We start from the raw sequence: 17,463 nt of genomic DNA on the forward strand, positions 1-17,463 counted from the left end.
CCCCGGCGATGAGCGTAATGGCCTAGTGGCATCAGTAGCGGCGGGAGCTGCGGCGCCGCGTCAGCCGAACGGATAGCGATCCCCGGGTGGTCACCTGGACCTTTCCCGTTCCCTCCCGCTCCCCCGGATTTCACGCTCAGCAGGCGCGACCAACACGCCACCAGTCGGCGGGCTGCCACGCAGCGTTTTGTCCATCGCGACGAATCTCGAGGAACCGTTCCGCGTGATCACGCGGCTCTTGTTGCTCAGCCCCATCTCACTTCACCCCCCTGCCACGAAGGCCTCGATAGTTTCGGTTATCAGGACTATCGATCGAGACTGGGGAGGAATCGGTGTCTTGGCCGCGGAGATTGAGAGAGGTCGACCTGGAAAGACGAAGCCCCCGCCAGCCGAGAGGCAGCGGGGGCTTCGTCGTGTGCGCCGTCGCTAAACGACCGTGTAGTTGAGCGTCCTGCAGGCTTCCAGGATGACTGGATCGCACGCCGGGTCCGTGAGCAGTTCGTTGAAGTCGGGCCGCTTGGGAAACGAGTCGTTGCTCCGCTGGAACAGGGTGATCATCAGCTCGTTGTCGACCGACGAGCGGTGAAGCAGCCCGTCATCCCCAATGCGTTGCGCGGTGTGGGTCTGGCCCTTGTCTATCCGTGCTCGGACGACCAACTACTCACGCTTCACAATCTCTGCCACAACGGATTCATAACTGCGTCCTCAGAATCTATCGACGCGAAACGCCTCCGGCTAGGTTGAAGTCATCGGCGAGCCGATCGCCCGCTGCCGGTTCGTCTGGACGAAGGAGATGCTGTGACTGTTGTTCGACGTTTCACTACCGGAGTGGTTGCGCTCTCGCTGGCTGTTGCCGGGGCGATTGGAGTGCCGGCGGCGGCCTCCGCCGCGACGACTCAGCACCACTCCGTTGACGGTATGCAAACCAAGGCCATATGCGAACGTGTGCAGAGTCTTAACCAGGCGCACGTCGTCCGCAAGGGCGGCACCCTCATTTCCGGATCCGGCTGCGGTTGGCTCGGGGCCAAAAAGAAGTGGGGCTACGACTTCTACTACGTTATGCGTTGACCGGGTCGGTCTCTTCTCCAAGAGATTGATTGGGCGAAGTGGTCTAGGAGTCAACCGTCCGCTGATCGCAGCTCGTCGATGAGCTGTCTGTGCGTGGGGTGAAGGAACAGCGGTGTTGCTCCTTGGCGGAACGAATCGGGCCGAATCGCGGGCGTGAAACACACCTCAATGTCCGGCTTCTCGCGTAACACCCGCCGCGCCGCGTCGGCCACGAGCTCCGTCATGTCGCCCCTGGCTCAGAGGATAGAGGGGTCGTCTCAAGGCAGCTACCGGTGGGCAGGTTTCTTCGCAACCTAGAAGCGGCGAGATGGCCCCCGTGCCACCTGTTGCTCACCCATTTCGCCGCGGCTCCATGATCTTGCGGTCTCCCTACGCCGCGCGCTGGCGAACCATCCATCCCTCGCTCGCACAAATCGAACACATGTTCGATACTTTCGCCATGCATGAGGACGGACCTCGCTGGCATCCATAGTTGCTCGCCCGGGAGTCTCCCCCGGCGCACTGGTCGATGCTGGATCGTCGCGACCGAGTCGTGGGCATCATCGAGCTGCGCCGGACGCCGGACGGTCTTCGTTACCGGGTCGAGCACCGCGGTGAGTTGATCGGGTGGGCGACGTCATTGAGCGTCGCGGCAGAACGACTTCACCGGGCGATCATCGCCTCCGCTGCACCTGGCGGTGGCAGCAGCTTCTGCCAGAGACCCTCACCGGGCGAAGCGCTACCTCGAAGCAGGAGCAGATGGCATCTTCGTTCTCGGAGTCAGCGATGTCGCCACGATCGGAGCGTTGGCGAAAGCAATCGCCGACGGCGGATTCTCAGCGCAGTTCTGATATCGACCAAGCCCTAGGCGCGTCTCGCAGGCTCATGGGTCACCGGACGACCCCACATCTTCGGACCCTGCACAGCCGCATCGGGGTCTGTCCCGCGGGACCCGGTGCGACCGCGCCCTGGATCTCAACCACCGTTGAGGGTGTGAGATGAACTCATGCAGATTGCTCAACGGCTCTACCAGCGCCTCGGGTATCGAGCAACTGGCGAACAGCGCCAGGTGACTTACACCTACCTCGATGACCACGGCCACGAGCGACAGGCGACCGAGCTCGAGATCGCCCTCAACAAGACTGACCTGCCCCGGTAGAGAATCCTTCAGCGCGTGTGACTGGGTTCGGGCAGTTGAATCGAGAAGAGGACGCCCTGCCCACCGTCGAACGGCACCCCACGGAACTGCGCGCCCCGCTCGATCTCGCGAAAACCAACCCGCTCATGCAACCGGATTGAAAGTTCATTGCTCGTGTTGGTGAAGAAGTAGGCGCGCCGGTCGCGCTGCCTGATCCAGTCCAGTCGCACCTGCACCAGCTTGGTGGCGACGCCTCGTCGCCGGAACTCTGGCACGACCGTGATCCCCATCAAGTAGTACCCCGCGGGTGCGGAACCATCTGCATGGTCGAAGTAGCTGGTCATCGCCCAGGCGATCAGCTCGTCGTCGGCGGTGGCAACGACGAGCAGTGATGACGGATCCGCTATTGCTTGCTCTATGTGATGACGGAACCGCCGGGTGTATGAGCGCCCAGGCGAGCGACGCTGCACCTGGAGGACACCCTCGGTATCGGCAGGCACCCCCACGCGCACCACAGCTTCCGAGCCCTCGGTGGTCATGCGCCCCATTCTCTCGAGCAGTCTGGCCGGTGGTCGATAAGACGATGACGTTCGGCCCGGCACCCGTCCACGTCGCGCGGCTATCTCATTAGCCGATCGGCCATCGGTCCTACCACAGATCCAACGCGTCCTGAAGATCAACGAACTCGACGTCATCACCAACGACGTTGTCGAAGCCGCCCGCAGCACCCTCGTCATCGGCACCACCTGACCCGACACGGACCGCAGCGAAAACGACGACACGAAGCGAAGCTGCTCACATGAGACGGCCTCCGGGCGGAAGGGCGCAGAACGATCCGCGCGTCCGGGTGTCTCACGAGACGATCCCCATCCGGACGCCCGATGCGGTGGTCGCGGCTATCTCTCGGAGGCGATCGGCACGAGGCAGTCGACTTCTCCTTCGCGCCGGTAGTACTCGATGTGCGGCCGGCTTGGGTCGTGGTCGGCGCGCGCGAACAGCGTCTCGAACGCTGCGGCGATCTGGTCGTACACATCGGGCGCGGAACCGCGGAGTCTGAGCCGCAGATAAGCACCTCCGGGGATCACGGTTTCGGCATAGCCCAGCGAGTTGTCGCTGTCTCGATCGAGGCGCACAGTCGCCATGCGGTAGACGTTGTCGTCACCGTAGATGAGCCCCATCATCTTCCGTCCCTGTAGCGAGTCGAACGACGTCTCGAAGCTCGGCCATCCGGCCCGGATGGCGTCGGTGTCGAGCTGCACGTCGCGGCTCAGGGCGGGTGTGTCCGCCAGCGTGACTTGATCGATTCGGCCGAGCTCGTGCGGCGTGGAGGAGGTCATGGCTCCTGACTAGCCGATTTTGCGCCTATTTCTCAACGGGCAGAGGAGTGCCAGTAGCCGATCCCCAAACGAACAGCGGCGCAAACCACGCTGGCCTCTGGTTAGGACGCGGCTGCGGTTGCGGCTTTGTCGCTGTTGAGCTGGCTGATGCGTCCACGGCTCACGCCGAGCAGTGCGGCGGTGTCGGTCACACTGACGCCGCGGGAACGGAGTTCGCGCACAACAGTGCGTGCTTGACGAGCGGCAGCAACCTGGCGCTCTTGGGCTGCCGCAGTAGCCTCTCTCGCCTCCTTCACCAGCACTGAGACCCCAGCACCAAGGTCAGGCACCAGGTTCAGGCGGACGTCGCTGTGGTCGGTCGCAGGCTCGATGGTGTCGAGGTAATCACGGACCTGCTGCTCCGCACGGTCAAGGGTGCGCACTTGGGTCACAGGTTCGCCGTCGATGGCCAGTTCCCAGCCACCATCCCAGCGGGTGGCGGTCACGTCGATGGTGTTCACTGTTTCTGCTCCTTCACTGCGTCGATTGCGTCGAGCGCCTTCCTCGTCAGCCCCGGCGACACTTCCCGCGTCTGGGTAATGACTACGGGACGTGTAAGCCCAGGTCCGAACCACTTCTCGTGATCGCCTTTGCCCTGCTCGGGGACGAAGCCCGCATCCCTCAGTAGCTTCACCAGATCGCGGTACTTCATGGGTTTGACCATGAGTATAGTTTAGCCCCCCTATACCCACAATGTAAAGGGGGGCTATACATTGCTCGCGCTCACGCGGTGGGCCGCGCACACTTGCGTCGAGTAGAACAAAAGTTCGATACTGCTGTGGTGCATGATGATGGGCCTGGCTGGCATCCGGTGCTGCTGGCGCGGGAGTCTCCTCCGGCACGTTGGTCGATGCTTGATTCTCGGGATCGCGTGGTGGGGATCATTGATCTGCGCCGGACGCCGGAGGGTCTGCGTTATCGGGTTGAGCATCGCGGCGAGTTGATTGGGTGGGCGACGTCGTTGAGGATCGCGGCCGAGCGGTTGCACCGGGCGATTATCGCCACGGCCGCACCTGGCGGCGGTATCAACGGCTCATAAACGGGATGCCGGCGATCACGTTGCAGCCACTCCCCCGCGCCGGTTTAGCGTGGACGGGTGGGGGTATTCGGGTTACCCCTGCAGGGCGTCGAGGCGCGTCCGTCAGTGGGCGGGCCTCGCCCGTGAGACTGTCATCGTCTCCGCGCCTCGACGTCCCCCACGCAGGCCTAAACGTAACCACGTAACTGAGTAGTTACGTAAATGAGTAATTACGTGGTGGCGTGGAGTTTGGCGACGCGTTCGATGTGGTCGGGTCGCGTGTCGCACCAGTGGTCTTCGTCGTCGACGACGACAACGGGGGCGTTGCCGTAGCCCAGCTCGGTCGTGACGTACGCATAGGCGGCGGGGTTCTCGGTGATGTTCACTTCGGCGTAGGGAACGCTCGTGTCGTCGAGCATCTGTTTTGTCCAGGTGCACTTTCGGCAGCTGGGGCCGGCTGTCCACCTGTTACAGACCTACAGACCTACAGACCTACAGACCTACAGACCTACAGACCTACAGACCTACAGACCTACAGACCTACAGACCTACAGACCTACAGACCTACAGACCTACAGACCTACAGACCTACAGACCTACAGAGTTCGTCTTCGGTGTCACCACGGAGCGTTTCGCGCTGCTGCAGAAGGAGGTCGATCGCGACGCGGATCAGCGTGTTTCCGTGATGCGCGGGGTCCCCGTACGTTTCACGCGGTTGAGGCGGCGGGCTTTCTCGGTGAGGCCCGAGTATTGATCCCCGCGGAGACGCGTTTCTTTGCGCTCGAACGCTTTGTAGCCCGCCTGGGTGGGCTGCTCCTTCTCCGGCGAGCTCGCGGGCGCGGGTGAGGCGGGAGTGCTCGGGGCAACCGGAGGGGCGGGCTCAGTTGCGGCCGGCGGATTGGTAGGGGTTTCCTCGAGCTTTTCGAGCATGGCCGAGAGGCCTGCGCGTGCCACTAGACAGTCAAGCCTCCTTGAGGGTTGGGGTGTGGTTGACCCAGATCGCCATGAGTCTCAGAACCTGCGTCCTACGGAATCCAGACGATGTGCTCGGAAACGACGCCGCTCGGCAGATACTCCGTACCGTAACCGCGAGCCTCCGGACACCGAAACCCTCTGACGGGGGCTTCGGGAAGCAACTATTCTGGTGCCATGCGTTTCACCGTTTCATCGTGGTGGTGGCTGCACAGGCAGCCGTAAGCATTCACGCGCGGGCTGCACGGCAGCCCGCGAACGATCGCGGCCCAGGTCCGTGCAGCTCCCTCGATCTAGGAGCAGTCATGGATTCATTCACTGCCACTGCCGCACGCATGCCGGAGCTACGCGCACAGATCGCACAGCACCCCGACCGGTTTCGGGTACTCACCGGAGACCGCCCCACGGGGCGGCTGCATCTCGGCCACTACTTCGGCACAGTACGAGAGCGCGTCCGACTCCAATCGCTTGGTGTCGAGACGTTCGTCATCCTGGCTGATTACCAGGTCATCACCGACCGGGACGTCGCAGGGAACATTCGCGAAAACGTTTATGAAGCCGTGGCGGACTACATGGCCGCAGGTCTTGACCCGCGGTCGACGACGATCTTCACACACTCGGCCGTGCCGGCGCTCAACCAGCTCCTCCTTCCCTTTCTCAGCCTCATCACCGAGGCCGAGTTGCATCGCAATCCGACGGTGAAAGCCGAGCTGGCGGCCTCCGGTCGCGCACTGAGTGGGCTCCTCCTCACCTATCCCGTGCACCAGGCGGCAGACATTCTGTTCTGCAAGGGCAACCTGGTCCCGGTCGGGAAAGACAACCTCCCTCACATCGAAGTCACCCGAACGATCGCGCGCCGATTCAACGAACGCTACGGACAGCTTTTTCCTGAGCCGGCGGGCCTCATAACCGAAGCCGCCGAGCTGCCCGGCCTCGACGGCCGCAAGATGTCGAAGAGCTATGGCAACGCCATCGCCCTAGGCATGACGGCCGATGAGACCGCCGCCGTCATCCGTCGGGCACGAACCGACTCCGAGCGCACCATCACCTACGACCCCGAGAACCGCCCGGAGGTGTCGGGACTGCTGGCAACCGCCGCAATCGTTCTTGGACGCACCCCTACCGACATCGCGGACGAGGTAGGAAGTGCAGGGGCGGGCGCTCTCAAGCGCCTCACCACCGAGGCCGTCAACGCGTTCCTCGCCGACCATCGCGCCCAAAGAGCTGCGATCACCGTTGATGACGTGGCCGCAGTGCTGCGCGAAGGAAACGAGCGGGCACAGTCCATTGCGGATGCCACCCTGCACGAAGTGCGGGCTGCGATGGGAATGCTCTACTGACGGTGCGACCTTTTCGGTTCCGCAGTCGCTTGAATGGATTTTGCGAGGACCCAAGCCCCGGTCACGGACGGGCTCAGGCCTTGGGCTGGGATCAGCAGTGGGTGCCGGTTATCCGGGCGGTCGGTGCGCCGGCCTCGTTCCAGCGGAACAGCACCAAGTGCCAGAGCCCCGGGCTTTTGCGTGAGGGGTCGATCAACCCGTTCGCGCCAGCCTCCAGGAGACGGTCGCGCACCAGCCACGAGAGTGGCGTCCCTCCGGCAGCCGCGATGTCCTGCCAGGGAGCGACAGCGTGAGCGATGTCGATACCAGCCACTTCCAGCGTGCTCGCATCCCGCAGATCCACGATGCCAGATGCCTCGACGTCGATCTTGACGATCTCAAGCGCCGCCGATCGAGAGTCCTTGTGGGCGATCATTGCGGCCTCGACGCCGTCGACCGAGGAGCTCAGATAGAGCGTCGGTTCGTGTGCCCTCGAGTAGCGGCCTGCTGAACGTGATCCCACGATCGCGAACTCGCGGAAGTTCGGATCGATGGCGCGATAGAAGGTCCCTTGAATCGCGGGGGCAAAGGTCGAGTCGATGCTTGTCACGATCTCAGCATTTCAGTCAGGCACGAGCTAGAGCGCGGTGAGGCACCCAGCCCTGGCGGCCATCATCGTTGCGACACCAGGACCAACCGCTTTCCGGATCGTCCTCAAGGACGTGAACGCTTTCGCCGGAAACTGCGGGGAGCTCAGCGGTGTCGTACCCGACTCGCACAATGCCCACCGAACCATCGATATCTATGTGACGTGCGGGAACCCACCCCGTTCCGTTTGGCGCGGCAACGAACACGAAAGCAGGCCACTCCGTATCCCGTTCTCCGACCTGAACAACGTCGCCGGGCCTGACGACCAACGGAGGGCGATCGGGAATCTTGTGATCTGCAGTCAACACGTATCGCACAGATCAATTCTCCCACCAGCGCGGATACTCGCTACCTGTAGCAGGCAGGCACGAGACGCTCGGCACAGCAAACACGGGGACTCGCATCGCTTCCCTTAGGAAAGTGGAGAAGCGGGGTGCCCGGCGTAGCGGTAAGCGGCGGTATCGTGCCATCCAGCTCGAGGGGCCACGAATCGCCCGTGGAACAGCATCACTCATCGAGGAAATGGATGGCCAGATCGGCGCGATGCGCCAGAGCCATGAGGTGTGCGGATGCTGACCGTGAAACCACCAGGACCTGCAGGTCATTGAGTTCCTCCAGCGGACTGTAATCCCCTATAGGGGCGCCGGCCACCCCCACGGTCACCAGACGCTCCAAAGAGCGGACCGGTTCGAGGTCGGTAACTTTCGTCCCGTTTAACCACAGCTTCTCGAGGCGGTGGAGCGGGCGGAGGGGCTCAATATCCACGACCGGGGTATCGCCAAGCTCAAGGACAGTGAGCGACTGCAGGCCCGACAGGGCGCGGAGATCAGTCACGCGCGTATCGCTCAGCCACAGCTCTTCAATGTCTCGAAGGCCTGCGAGTGGGCGGAGATCGGCGACGTCCGTGCCTTCTAGCCCAATTTGTCGGAGACCGTGGAAGCGCTCAATGCCATTCAGCACCGTCGCCTTATCGACGACGATCTCACTTAGGCTCTCCGGGCCCGACCCAGGAGGCAACCCGCGCAGATGCTCCCGCACAGCCGCCTGCAGACCCGCGTCCCGCAGCGATTCCACCTCATCAACCACCCGACAATCCTCTCGCGCCCGCCGGCGAACGCGCTGACGGTCGCGAACTGACCGCAGCCCCTAGCCAGGGCGCTGACAGAAGGTGAATCAGGCAAGCGGGGAACGAAGACGTGGCGAAGAATTGAGGTTGGGTCGGCTGCGGGCTTTATCTGGTGAATGCGTTCTGGGCCTCACGGCGGGATCGGTCAGCCGAGGACGATCGGTTTTGGAAGCACCCGTACGGGCTATAGGTGGGTCGCTGGTTCGCAGCGTGATGCGATGCGAGGGCTGCATAGCCACCCAAGCGCGCAGAGCGCCCCCGCGAGGGCGAAGACCGCAGCGAATGAGGTCGAGGTCCCCGTGCCGCCGAACGCCGAAAACACGACTGCGATGAAGGCGAGCGCGATTGCCGATGCGGTCGCTTCGCCGATGGTGAGGGCGGAGCTGTTAAAGCCTTGGTTGGCTTCGGTCGAGTACCCGAGCGCGAGGACGCCTAGCCGCGGATAGATGAGTCCGATTCCCGCGCCGGCGAAGGCCCATCCGATGACGACGACGACCGGTGTGGCGCTAACGAGCGCTGCAACCACTAGGGACCCAACACCAATGCTGAGGCCTGTCGCGCCGATTCGCGCCGCTAGGACATGACCGATTTGTGGGAATCGGCCCTGCACCCACGAGGCTGCTGACCAGCTGAGTGCCCCAGCCGTCAGGGCGAGGCCTGCGAGAGCGGCAGATGCGCCGTAGTGCGTGATGAGGAGCAGCGGTACGTAGACCTCCGCTGCGAAGAAGGTGGCGGCGATGAGGGCGCGGAGAAGGACGACGCTGGGTAGCCCGCGGCGGGCGCGTAGCGTTCCGGCGGGCATGAGCGGGCGAAGCGCGATAAGCACGATGGCGGCCGCAACGATCGGCCCAACCGATTGCATGAGCCCGCGCAACTCAGCCGCGACGGCAATGACGAGCGCGGCGGCCGCAACGATCACGGCCAGACCGATCCGCACGACTTCTACGCGTCCGAGCGGGGAGTGATTCGCGGTTCCACGAACGGCGCGCATCGCCGGGACGACGATCAGCATCGCCAAAAGCACAAGCGTCACCACTCCAAAGAAAACCCAACGCCACCCGATCGTTTCGGCAAGCACACCAGCTGCAACCGGACCAAGAAGAGAGGGGATAATCCAGGCGGTAGCAAAAGCGGCGAAGACCTTCGCGTGCAACCTTTGCGGGTAAACCCTGGCGACGACGACGTACAGGGCCACAGTCACTGCCCCACCAGCGAGCCCGTGGACCAACCGACCGCTGACAAAAGCCACCATGCTCGGAGCTAGCGCCACGACGGCGAGCCCTGCGGTGAAAATAGCCACAGAGACAACCAACGCACTACGTGGGTTCCCCCGATCGCACCAGATGCCGGCCGAGACCATGCCGACCACACTCACCGCCATAGGCCCGGCGAACGCGAAGGGGTATAGTCCGGCACCGTCCAGTTCCTGACTGACCGTTGGCATGATCGTGGTCACCCCAAGTGCCACGAATGCGTCCAGCATCACCAGGAGGAACAGCCCGATGCTTACCCATCGATACCGCGAGCTAAGCACCCCCGGTTCCCCCGGAGAACCCTGAGACGGCCGCTCACTCGCGGCTGGCGGGGCGGTGTCGGGCAGAGCGTTTTCACGGTGTGGGGAGGTCACATCGTCACCGTAGAACCTTGACTAAAGTTGAGGTCAAATGACCACTCCGCCCGCACCGCTCCTGAGCGTCGGTGACGTTGCTAAACGGAGCGGCGTGGCGGTCTCGGCCCTACACTTTTACGAGCGTCAGGGCCTGCTCTCGAGTGAGCGCAGCGCGGGCAACCAGCGTCGATACCGCCGGGACGTTCTTCGCCGCATCGCCTTCATCCGGGTATCCCAACGCGTCGGAGTACCCCTCGCTGACATCCGCACCGCGCTTGAGTCCCTACCGGAAGGCCGCACCCCCAGCAAGAAGGACTGGGCGCGCCTGTCCCAAGTGTGGCGCGAGGAACTCGATGCACGCATCCGCTCTTTGCAACACCTGCGCGACGACCTGACCGGTTGCATGGGCTGCGGCTGCCTCAGTCTCAGAAACTGCGTCCTACGAAATCCAGACGACGTGCTCGGAAAGGACGGCACAGGCCCCCGCCGCTGGCAGGAGACCCGGCGCGACTAAGGCTAAAGACCCTTACGCATGCAGATGAGACCGCCAAACGATCAACGACCGGGCTGATCGCAGTTCGTCATCGAGCTGCCTACCCAGGCCCCCCACAGCGTGTGGTCATTTAGCAGGCAGCGCTCGGGGTTCAGAGTGTGCGGGGCAGCACTCGGCCATGGCGTGGGGCGCTGACCTAGTACCTCGACCTCTGCGGGGCAGCGTGGCATCCACCTTCGAGCCGCTGCGCCACCACTGTCCACTCTTTACGGTCGTCCATCAGCGCGCTGACCCGATGTGCTGCTGGGCATCGCTCGAGTCCAGGCTCTAGTCGATCGTGGACGTCACGGGTGAAGTGCTCTACAGTCGGGTCACATTGTTCACGCCAGCCCATCAGGGACGGCGCGACAGAAAAAAGGGGGGCTCAGATCATGAAAAACTCTTCCAGCCTGGCCACGCGTGGAATCGCGGTCGCCGTCGTCGCTCTTGGGCTGCTAACTGCCGGAGCGTCCTCAGCTTCGGCTACCACCGGGCCCGGTTGGACGCGCGTGTGGAACACACCCGCGTCCTACTGTCAGACCGTTCAAGGTCAATACGCCGCCAAGGGGTACCTCGTCGGCCCGTGCGTGAGCTATCCCGGCGGTGCCTACTTCGACTACCACCGGTAGAACTTCCCCCTCGCAGGTTCGCCGGGGCGTGCGTTAGCTGGAGGCGTCGACTCTTCGGTCCGCAGCCACAGTGCAGGGGCGGGGCGGCAGCTTGACCTTCGGTTGACCTGAAGCGCTGGCGGGCATCTCGGCAACGATCGCGAGCCCCTCAGCGGACGCGGCGGGGCGGTGACGTGCGTGCGGCGACTCAATGGACGATGAGCGTCGGAACCTGCGGGCACGCATCGCTCCACGTGCGCTGCGTGAGCGTCAGGCGAGCCCGCCTAAGGTCGCGCGCTCGGTAAGGGGCGTCTTTCCCACAGCGCCGTGAGGAGGCAACCTGCTTGAGCCGAGCCGAGCCCGCGGGGTCTCCGATGTCGTGCAGGAGGCTCCCCACTCCCACCCCGGCGGCGAATCAATCGGTGCAAGAGCGATCGGTTTGAACCGGTGCAGTTGAGCCGAGGTGCTCGGGCGTCCCCTCAATCGATGGCGACGCGAGACCAGTACGGCTATCCCCTGACGAACGTTCTCGCTGATGGTTTCCTACCGCCACGCGCGCCAGAGGCCGGTGATGACGCGGCCCACGCCGCGGCTTACAGCGCGCACCAGAGCCGCTTCCGGTCCGAATACATGGGAAAGGTCAGGCGCCGCCGTCCCGACCGGGGCTCAGATTCGACGGACGTTGAGTGACGGCAGCGAGGGGCGTGCCGATCTGGCGGGCGTCATGTACCCCCCAGCTCGGCGACATGGTCGACTTGTTCTCCCCGCGTCCAGGTGGGGGTCAAAAGCTCGCCCCAGAGATCTTTGAGCACGCTCTGATCCGGGCGTCGCGGACGTCGCTCGAGCTCGAGGGACGTGAGCGGGCGGGTAGCGGCTGCGTACACCGCCCGCTCACCTTGTGGGTCAGCGTGCCAGAGTCGCGCTGCTCGTGGATGCCGGTGTCGCTACAGGCCCCGAGGTGCTGTGCTGCATCGCAGGGCCATCAGCTTTTGGGGTCCGGTCCTCGTGCACCGCGTTGAACTGATGGGATGAGGCGACGTGGTCGGCCACGATCTGCCGGCCTTCCCGCTTCACGCCTTCCCCGTCCACGTAGGTGCCGAATGCCATGTCCCCGGCGACCAGGACGGTCGAGCCTTTCTGGATGGACGTGGCGGTGTGAACGGCCTGTTTTCCGAACACGACGACCCGGTGAAAGACGGCGTCCCCGTCCTCCCACAGCTTCGTGTCGTCGTTGAACCGGCGGTCGTTGACGGCGACGCTGAACCGGGTCCAGTCCTGACCGTTGGTCGCGACTCCCGTTTCGACGTCGCTGGAGACGTTCCCGTGGATGGTCACGGGGATCTTCGTTGTCATGCGTGTTCCTTCCTTTCTTCGGTCTCTCCCCGCTGATCGCCGGGGAGGTCTCTACGTGTTCGTGGGGCGGGTCCGTCCGCTCCGGCCTCGACGCCGAGGGTGATGAGGATGGTCGCGGCGGCGGATTGTGCGGTGGTGAGGGTGTCGAGGAGGTCGTGCCACCCGTCGATCGGGTCGTTAATGTTCCGACGCACCGGGATCAGGTGAGCGTCGGTGTGGTGCCCGAGAACCTGGGTGACGATGGCCGCAGCGGTCGCCGCCACGTGAGCGGACGGGGTGAGAGCCTTCGTGGCGGCGTCGATGAGGGCACGGTTCGCGTGCTCCGACCACTCGGCCAATCCGCCGCCGGTGTCCCCCAGGGGCGGGACAGGCTCGTGCAGCTGCTCGAGCAGCCCGCACAGTACCTCCGCACGGGACACCGGATCCGCATAGCCCGTGGGCCGGTACCCCCGCGGGGTGAGCCACACCGGGCGCCCGGTCAGCAGGTTGGCGTCCAGAACGACCCACGGGTCCTCGCCAGCGTCGGGCGCGCTGGTGAAGGTGAAGCGGCCCGGTGGGGGTGTGCGCTCGGTGTGCGCGAGGAGCGAGAACACCTCGGAGGGCTCCCGGTCCCACATCATTGCCTGGCAGCGCAACCACGCCTCACGGATGCGGGGGTCGGTGAACGCGTGCAGCAGGTCCACCACGCGTCGGCGCAACTCCGGCAGCTCCATCACCGTGCGATCCACCTCTCCCACTCCCCCTCGTCGACGGTGAGCGTGACGGTCGCGGTGTCCATATGGGTTCCGCGGGCGCATTCGCCCTTGTACGCGTACTTGACGATGCGTTCACGGGCGACGGCGAACCGTTCATGCCACCCGATCGGCCCCAGTCCCCCGTCCGTGTCGACGTCGAACGATGCCTCCCACGCCGCCCGCAACGCGGACAACTCCTCCACCAACGCCGGGTGGAGAAACCAGCACGGCGGGACCACGTTGCTCGCCAGGGCATACCGGCCGACCAGCCACTGCACAAACTCCCGCAGCTCGTTCCACGCCGCCGGGCGTTCCTCTGTCGGCAGATCCCGCCACCGGGTAATCCGCACCGCCTTCGCGTCGTCGCCGCCGGCTCGAGAGTCCAGGTCGACACCCAGCGGGGACAGGTCGGTACCGAAGTCCGCGGGGAGGCCGGCGAAGTCGCCGTCGCCGTACGCCACACTCACAGCTCCCCGCCTTCCGCGAGGAGCGTCTCCACGGTGCGACGCAGCCGTGCACGGAGGCGGGCGATCGCGGCGCGGCTTGCTTTCCGCCGGTCCGGCATCCGACGCAGCGCCGTATCCGAGTCGAGGAGCCGGTGCAGCCACTCGTGGCACCGCCGGTGACACGCGACCAGGTCGTCGTGCTGCTCGAGCGCGACCCACCCGCCGTCCCCCGCGGTGACACCGGCATAGCTGAGGTGATGCAACTCGACATGGTCCCGGGCGACGGGGCCTTCGCACACCGCACACTCCAACCGCCCAGCACGGGTGAGCTCACTGGTGATCCACTGCTCTCGTCGGGCGAACCAGACCCGTGAACGGAGGTACCCGTCCCGGTAGATGCGGGCCTTTCTCGCGGGTTTGCGGGCGTTGCTCATCGGTCCCTCCCCAGTGTGTGGGCGTGGGGGGCCGCGAACGCGGCGGCCACCTCCCTCGCGGCAGTGTCACGGTCGGCACGGATGCGGTCCGCATCGGCCCGATCGGTCCAGGACTGCAGGTTCAGCAGCACGCCGCGACGGTTGCGGTAGAGCATCAGGCCCATCGTTTCCGGCATACGGCGGATCTCGTCCGCCTCCATCACCGCCCGCCACGTCTCCTGGTACGAGTGGGAGGACCCGGTGTCGTTCCACGACCGGGTCTTCTGCTGCTGTTTCCGCTGGCCGAGGAGTTTCTCGACGTCGCTGAGGAAATCGGAGTCAGAGGCGCCACCGAGGACGATCTTCGCGGTCGCGGCCGCCCAGATCGTCAACGCGTCGGCTTGCGACCACACCTTCTCCGCCTGCGACAACGACTGCAGCACCACGATCGGTTGAATGCCGGACCCGCCACCGTCCGCCATCAGCTGCGGCAACGCCTCCCACGAGAACATGTTCACGATCTCGTCCAACACCAAACCCAACGGCGGGTCCAGACGCCCTTCGGGTTGGCGTTGCGCGGCTTTGCGGGCGTACTCGGTGACCCCGTCCATGAGGGCACTGAGAAACCCGCCGGCGGCGCCGGCGCCGGTCCCGGTGCCCAGGAGGTACAGGGTGTTGCGGTCGCGGACGAACCCGTCGATGTCGAATTCGTCCCCGGTCCGGGGGGTCATCGCGTCCCGCACCGTGGGGATCCGCAGAGGTGCGGTCGCGCTGGCCACACCGAACCAGATAGAGCTCAACAGTTGCGGGTCCCCGTTGATCACCCCGTCGAGATCCTCCGCCCACCCCGGGGACCCGTCATGGCGGAGAATGTCCACCGCGGTGCGCGCCATCACCGGGTTCGCGCCCCATTCGTAGAGCGCGTCAACGGTGCGCCCACCGACGGCTGCCGCGTGCAGGAGCGCGGAGAGCACCACCCCGGCGCGTTCCCCCCATTCCTGGTTCCGGTCGCTGCGCCCCAGAGCGGTGCCCCCGATGGTGGCTTGCCCGCGCTGCGCGGCGACGAGCGGGTCCTCACATCCGCTGATCGGGGACCACCGCACCGCGGTGCGCAGCCCTGACAGGTTCTGCGGGTCGAACACCGCCACCTCCCCCACGCGGGCTCGGGACCCGCGCGTCAACGTGAGGTTGTCGGGTCGCGTGGAGGTCGTCACCACCGGACCGGGGTAGTCCACGATCATCCCGACCAGCAGCCGCCGCCCCTTCCCGGACCGCGGCGGGCCGATCACCGCCACAGAGTCCTCCGCCGTGAGGTGCACGCTCGTGCGGCGGGCCGTGCCCACCCGCACACTGACGTCCGCCACGGCCGGAGACGACAAGGAGGGGCGAAGACGAGCCCCACGGGACACGGCGGCGCGAGGCCCGAACCAGGCCGCCACCTCGCTCCCTTTCGCGAAGCCGTTACGCAGCATCATCTCGCGCTCGAAGTGCCGGTCTGACTGGCGGTACCGCAACACCTTCCCCACCACCACCGCAGCGGCCACCATCAGCAGGAACAGGATGACGAGCGCGACCGTGCGCACCAGCGCGACCGGCGGGGTGCACACCGCCGCATCCCCTTGCCATGAGGACGCGGTGCCGGGGAACACGGTCTCCACACCGGCGAACACGTGCGCGGGGCTCGGCGTCGGTGCGCACACCCAGGAGGTCACCCACATGGTCAGCCCGGTCAGCCCCGCCGCCACGATCACCACCGCAAGGAACATGCACAGCAGCGCCCATTGCATCGCGCTTATCCCGTTCGCGGTGCCTTTCATGCGCGTTCGCCTCCCGCCGTGTCGGTCTTGAACACCTGCTCCATCCCCGGGGTCATGATGTTTTTCACCTTCGCGATCCGGTCCGGCCCGATCTGCCAGAGCCCCTCGCCTTTCTCGAGGCGGCGCACGATGCGGCGCATCGTGCTGTTCCAGCCGAGAACCTCCTGTGACCGGTCCAGCTCGCCCTCATGCTGGGCGTAACTGATCCGCGTATCGCAGTCCGCCAACAGGCCCAGCGCCTGCGAATGCAGGGCCGAGCCGCGGTCCCCGAGCGCGTCCAGATCCGCGATGCGGTGCAGCAGGTACCAGTTCGACACCCCGTCGTGGCGGGCGACTTTCTCCCCGGCGACTTTCTCCGTCAGCCCGCCGGCGCCTCCCCCGGTGACATCGTTGAGCAGTTCGACGGCGGCTTCCTCATGCACGATCACCCGCGGGTGACGGTGGCTGCCGGAGGTGGACCTTTTGATCCAGTTCGACGTCGCCAATCGCAGCAGCGCTTTCGCCTCAGGAGACGCACCCTTCAACGCGCTCGTGTCCACGACCATCATTGGCGCGGACGCGTCGAACGTCACCGTCGATTCCCCATCGAACAGGCCCTGCAGTTCCCCTTCGACGACCAGGCGGACCGTGTGCGCGAGGACCCGCGCCGCATGACGCACATCCTCATCTCCCGTCCACTCCTCCACCCGCCGCAACCGGTCGTAAACCATCGGCAGCACCACCGTGTCGTGGTGAGCCAGGTCGGTGAGGACCAGGTCGATCGTGGTGTGCTCGAACGGGGTCATCGGCGCCATCGCCCGCAGCTGCGACATCACCGTCTTCATCGTCCCGCGACGAAACTGCAGAACATCCGCCCGCCAGTCCTCTTCCGACAAGACCGCATCCCGCTCCCCCGGATCCAACAAGTTGATCCGCGTGCGCCGGGAACGGCCCACACTCACGGTCTTCCCGTCGACGAACTCCGCGACCCGACCCCACTCCCCATTCGGGTCGTGCGGAACGGCGACTCTCCGGCCCATCCGCATCAACCCGCACGCCCACGACTTCGCCAGCATGCTCTTCCCGGTGCCTTTCACACCGATGATCGCGGCGCTGTGAGAGCGGACCACCCCGGCTGCGTACGCCAACCACGGGTCAAACCCGAATGGGGAACGCGCCAGCATGTCCTCCCCGATGTACGGCCCGCGCAGGGTCTCCCCCGACGCGACCAGAAACGGGTACGCGGTGGCGAGCACACGACTCGTCGCCCGGTGAAACGGAATCTTCACCTCCAGCGTGGACCTCAGATTCCGCGGCCGTGCGACACC

The 17,463-nt window shown here is 65.2% G+C and carries 21 protein-coding genes and 2 pseudogenes; 6 read left to right on the top strand and 17 right to left on the bottom strand.

Features of this window, described 5'->3' with window-relative positions; all coding sequences use genetic code 11:
• Nucleotides 1-426: 426 nt before the first annotated feature.
• Nucleotides 427-657 carry a hypothetical protein gene (locus OVA26_RS17030; RefSeq protein WP_268105192.1) on the bottom strand — a complete coding sequence of 77 codons (231 nt, stop codon included), beginning with the start codon at nt 655-657 and terminating at the stop codon, nt 427-429.
• Nucleotides 658-828: 171 nt separating this feature from the next.
• Between OVA26_RS17030 and OVA26_RS17035 the strand changes: the two genes are divergently transcribed.
• Entirely contained in the window at nt 829-1,068 is a 240-nt protein-coding gene (locus tag OVA26_RS17035) for a hypothetical protein (RefSeq protein ID WP_268105193.1), read from the top strand.
• 50 nt (nt 1,069-1,118) lie between these two features.
• On the opposite strand, the gene OVA26_RS17040 is transcribed toward OVA26_RS17035, so the two are convergent.
• A complete protein-coding gene (locus OVA26_RS17040; protein WP_268105194.1) occupies nt 1,119-1,292 on the bottom strand; it encodes a chemotaxis protein CheY in 174 nt (57 codons plus the stop codon).
• Between the two features lie 761 nt (nt 1,293-2,053).
• On the opposite strand from OVA26_RS17040, the gene OVA26_RS17045 reads away from it, so the two are divergent.
• The gene (locus OVA26_RS17045) at nt 2,054-2,206 is read left to right on the top strand and encodes a hypothetical protein (RefSeq protein WP_268105195.1); all 153 of its coding nucleotides are present in this window, start codon (nt 2,054-2,056) and stop codon (nt 2,204-2,206) included.
• A gap of 8 nt (nt 2,207-2,214) precedes the next feature.
• On the opposite strand, the gene OVA26_RS17050 is transcribed toward OVA26_RS17045, so the two are convergent.
• Nucleotides 2,215-2,724 carry a GNAT family N-acetyltransferase gene (locus OVA26_RS17050; RefSeq protein WP_268105196.1) on the bottom strand — a complete coding sequence of 170 codons (510 nt, stop codon included), beginning with the start codon at nt 2,722-2,724 and terminating at the stop codon, nt 2,215-2,217.
• Between the two features lie 106 nt (nt 2,725-2,830).
• Between OVA26_RS17050 and OVA26_RS17055 the strand changes: the two are divergent.
• Nucleotides 2,831-2,935 (top strand): annotated as a pseudogene (locus OVA26_RS17055) (AAA family ATPase); the annotation flags it as partial.
• 146 nt (nt 2,936-3,081) lie between these two features.
• On the opposite strand, the gene OVA26_RS17060 reads toward OVA26_RS17055, so the two are convergent.
• The 3 genes from OVA26_RS17060 to OVA26_RS17070 form a co-directional block, all read right to left on the bottom strand.
• A complete protein-coding gene (locus OVA26_RS17060) occupies nt 3,082-3,522 on the bottom strand; it encodes an effector binding domain-containing protein (RefSeq protein ID WP_268105197.1) in 441 nt (146 codons plus the stop codon).
• A 101-nt stretch (nt 3,523-3,623) separates the two neighbouring features.
• Nucleotides 3,624-4,022, bottom strand: coding sequence for an antitoxin HicB (locus OVA26_RS17065; protein WP_268105198.1), 399 nt, complete (start codon nt 4,020-4,022; stop codon nt 3,624-3,626).
• Complete coding sequence (locus OVA26_RS17070; RefSeq protein WP_210110524.1) at nt 4,019-4,225, bottom strand: type II toxin-antitoxin system HicA family toxin; 207 nt, start codon at nt 4,223-4,225, stop codon at nt 4,019-4,021. Before OVA26_RS17070 ends, OVA26_RS17065 begins: the two co-directional genes overlap by 4 nt.
• 114 nt (nt 4,226-4,339) lie before the next feature.
• On the opposite strand from OVA26_RS17070, the gene OVA26_RS17075 reads away from it, so the two are divergent.
• Nucleotides 4,340-4,600 (top strand): hypothetical protein, encoded by a 261-nt coding sequence (locus OVA26_RS17075; RefSeq protein ID WP_268105199.1) that lies wholly within the window; start codon nt 4,340-4,342, stop codon nt 4,598-4,600.
• Nucleotides 4,601-4,809: 209 nt separating this feature from the next.
• Here the strand turns inward: OVA26_RS17075 and OVA26_RS17080 are convergent.
• Nucleotides 4,810-5,019: pseudogene (locus tag OVA26_RS17080) on the bottom strand (glutaredoxin domain-containing protein); the annotation flags it as partial.
• An 837-nt stretch (nt 5,020-5,856) separates the two neighbouring features.
• Between OVA26_RS17080 and trpS the strand changes: the two are divergent.
• A complete protein-coding gene (gene trpS, locus OVA26_RS17085) occupies nt 5,857-6,891 on the top strand; it encodes a tryptophan--tRNA ligase (protein WP_268105200.1) in 1,035 nt (344 codons plus the stop codon).
• A 91-nt stretch (nt 6,892-6,982) separates the two neighbouring features.
• Here trpS and OVA26_RS17090 read toward each other — a convergent pair whose 3' ends face one another.
• From OVA26_RS17090 to OVA26_RS17105, 4 genes are all read right to left on the bottom strand, one after another.
• Nucleotides 6,983-7,480 (bottom strand): RES family NAD+ phosphorylase, encoded by a 498-nt coding sequence (locus OVA26_RS17090; protein WP_268105201.1) that lies wholly within the window; start codon nt 7,478-7,480, stop codon nt 6,983-6,985.
• A 16-nt stretch (nt 7,481-7,496) separates the two neighbouring features.
• On the bottom strand, nt 7,497-7,835 hold the full coding sequence (locus tag OVA26_RS17385) for an SH3 domain-containing protein (RefSeq protein ID WP_326493384.1): 339 nt from the start codon (nt 7,833-7,835) through the stop codon (nt 7,497-7,499).
• Nucleotides 7,836-8,025: 190 nt separating this feature from the next.
• Nucleotides 8,026-8,604 (bottom strand): leucine-rich repeat domain-containing protein, encoded by a 579-nt coding sequence (locus OVA26_RS17100; RefSeq protein ID WP_268105202.1) that lies wholly within the window; start codon nt 8,602-8,604, stop codon nt 8,026-8,028.
• 224 nt (nt 8,605-8,828) lie between these two features.
• The gene (locus OVA26_RS17105; RefSeq protein WP_442786081.1) at nt 8,829-10,271 is read right to left on the bottom strand and encodes an MFS transporter; all 1,443 of its coding nucleotides are present in this window, start codon (nt 10,269-10,271) and stop codon (nt 8,829-8,831) included.
• 37 nt (nt 10,272-10,308) lie between these two features.
• Between OVA26_RS17105 and soxR the strand changes: the two genes are divergently transcribed.
• A complete protein-coding gene (soxR, locus tag OVA26_RS17110) occupies nt 10,309-10,767 on the top strand; it encodes a redox-sensitive transcriptional activator SoxR (RefSeq protein ID WP_268105203.1) in 459 nt (152 codons plus the stop codon).
• Nucleotides 10,768-12,296: 1,529 nt separating this feature from the next.
• Here soxR and OVA26_RS17115 read toward each other — a convergent pair.
• Genes OVA26_RS17115 through OVA26_RS17140 form a run of 6 tightly spaced genes read right to left on the bottom strand, consistent with a single transcriptional unit; the run spans nt 12,297 to nt 17,391 of the window.
• Nucleotides 12,297-12,746, bottom strand: a complete 450-nt coding sequence (locus tag OVA26_RS17115) for a single-stranded DNA-binding protein (RefSeq protein WP_268105204.1) — start codon at nt 12,744-12,746, stop codon at nt 12,297-12,299.
• Nucleotides 12,743-13,483: a hypothetical protein gene (locus OVA26_RS17120; protein ID WP_268105205.1), complete on the bottom strand. Its 741-nt coding sequence runs from the start codon at nt 13,481-13,483 to the stop codon at nt 12,743-12,745. The genes OVA26_RS17115 and OVA26_RS17120 overlap by 4 nt, the downstream gene beginning before the upstream one ends.
• Nucleotides 13,459-13,947: a hypothetical protein gene (locus OVA26_RS17125; protein WP_268105206.1), complete on the bottom strand. Its 489-nt coding sequence runs from the start codon at nt 13,945-13,947 to the stop codon at nt 13,459-13,461. The genes OVA26_RS17120 and OVA26_RS17125 overlap by 25 nt, the downstream gene beginning before the upstream one ends.
• Complete coding sequence (locus OVA26_RS17130; protein WP_268105207.1) at nt 13,944-14,360, bottom strand: hypothetical protein; 417 nt, start codon at nt 14,358-14,360, stop codon at nt 13,944-13,946. The genes OVA26_RS17125 and OVA26_RS17130 overlap by 4 nt, the downstream gene beginning before the upstream one ends.
• Complete coding sequence (locus OVA26_RS17135) at nt 14,357-16,156, bottom strand: type IV secretory system conjugative DNA transfer family protein (RefSeq protein WP_268105208.1); 1,800 nt, start codon at nt 16,154-16,156, stop codon at nt 14,357-14,359. The genes OVA26_RS17130 and OVA26_RS17135 overlap by 4 nt, the downstream gene beginning before the upstream one ends.
• Entirely contained in the window at nt 16,153-17,391 is a 1,239-nt protein-coding gene (locus OVA26_RS17140) for a hypothetical protein (protein WP_268105209.1), read from the bottom strand. The genes OVA26_RS17135 and OVA26_RS17140 overlap by 4 nt, the downstream gene beginning before the upstream one ends.
• Nucleotides 17,392-17,463: the final 72 nt, after the last annotated feature.

The organism is Microbacterium sp. SL62, from assembly GCF_026672635.1.
In the GTDB taxonomy this organism is placed as follows: Bacteria; Actinomycetota; Actinomycetes; order Actinomycetales; family Microbacteriaceae; genus Microbacterium; species Microbacterium testaceum_A.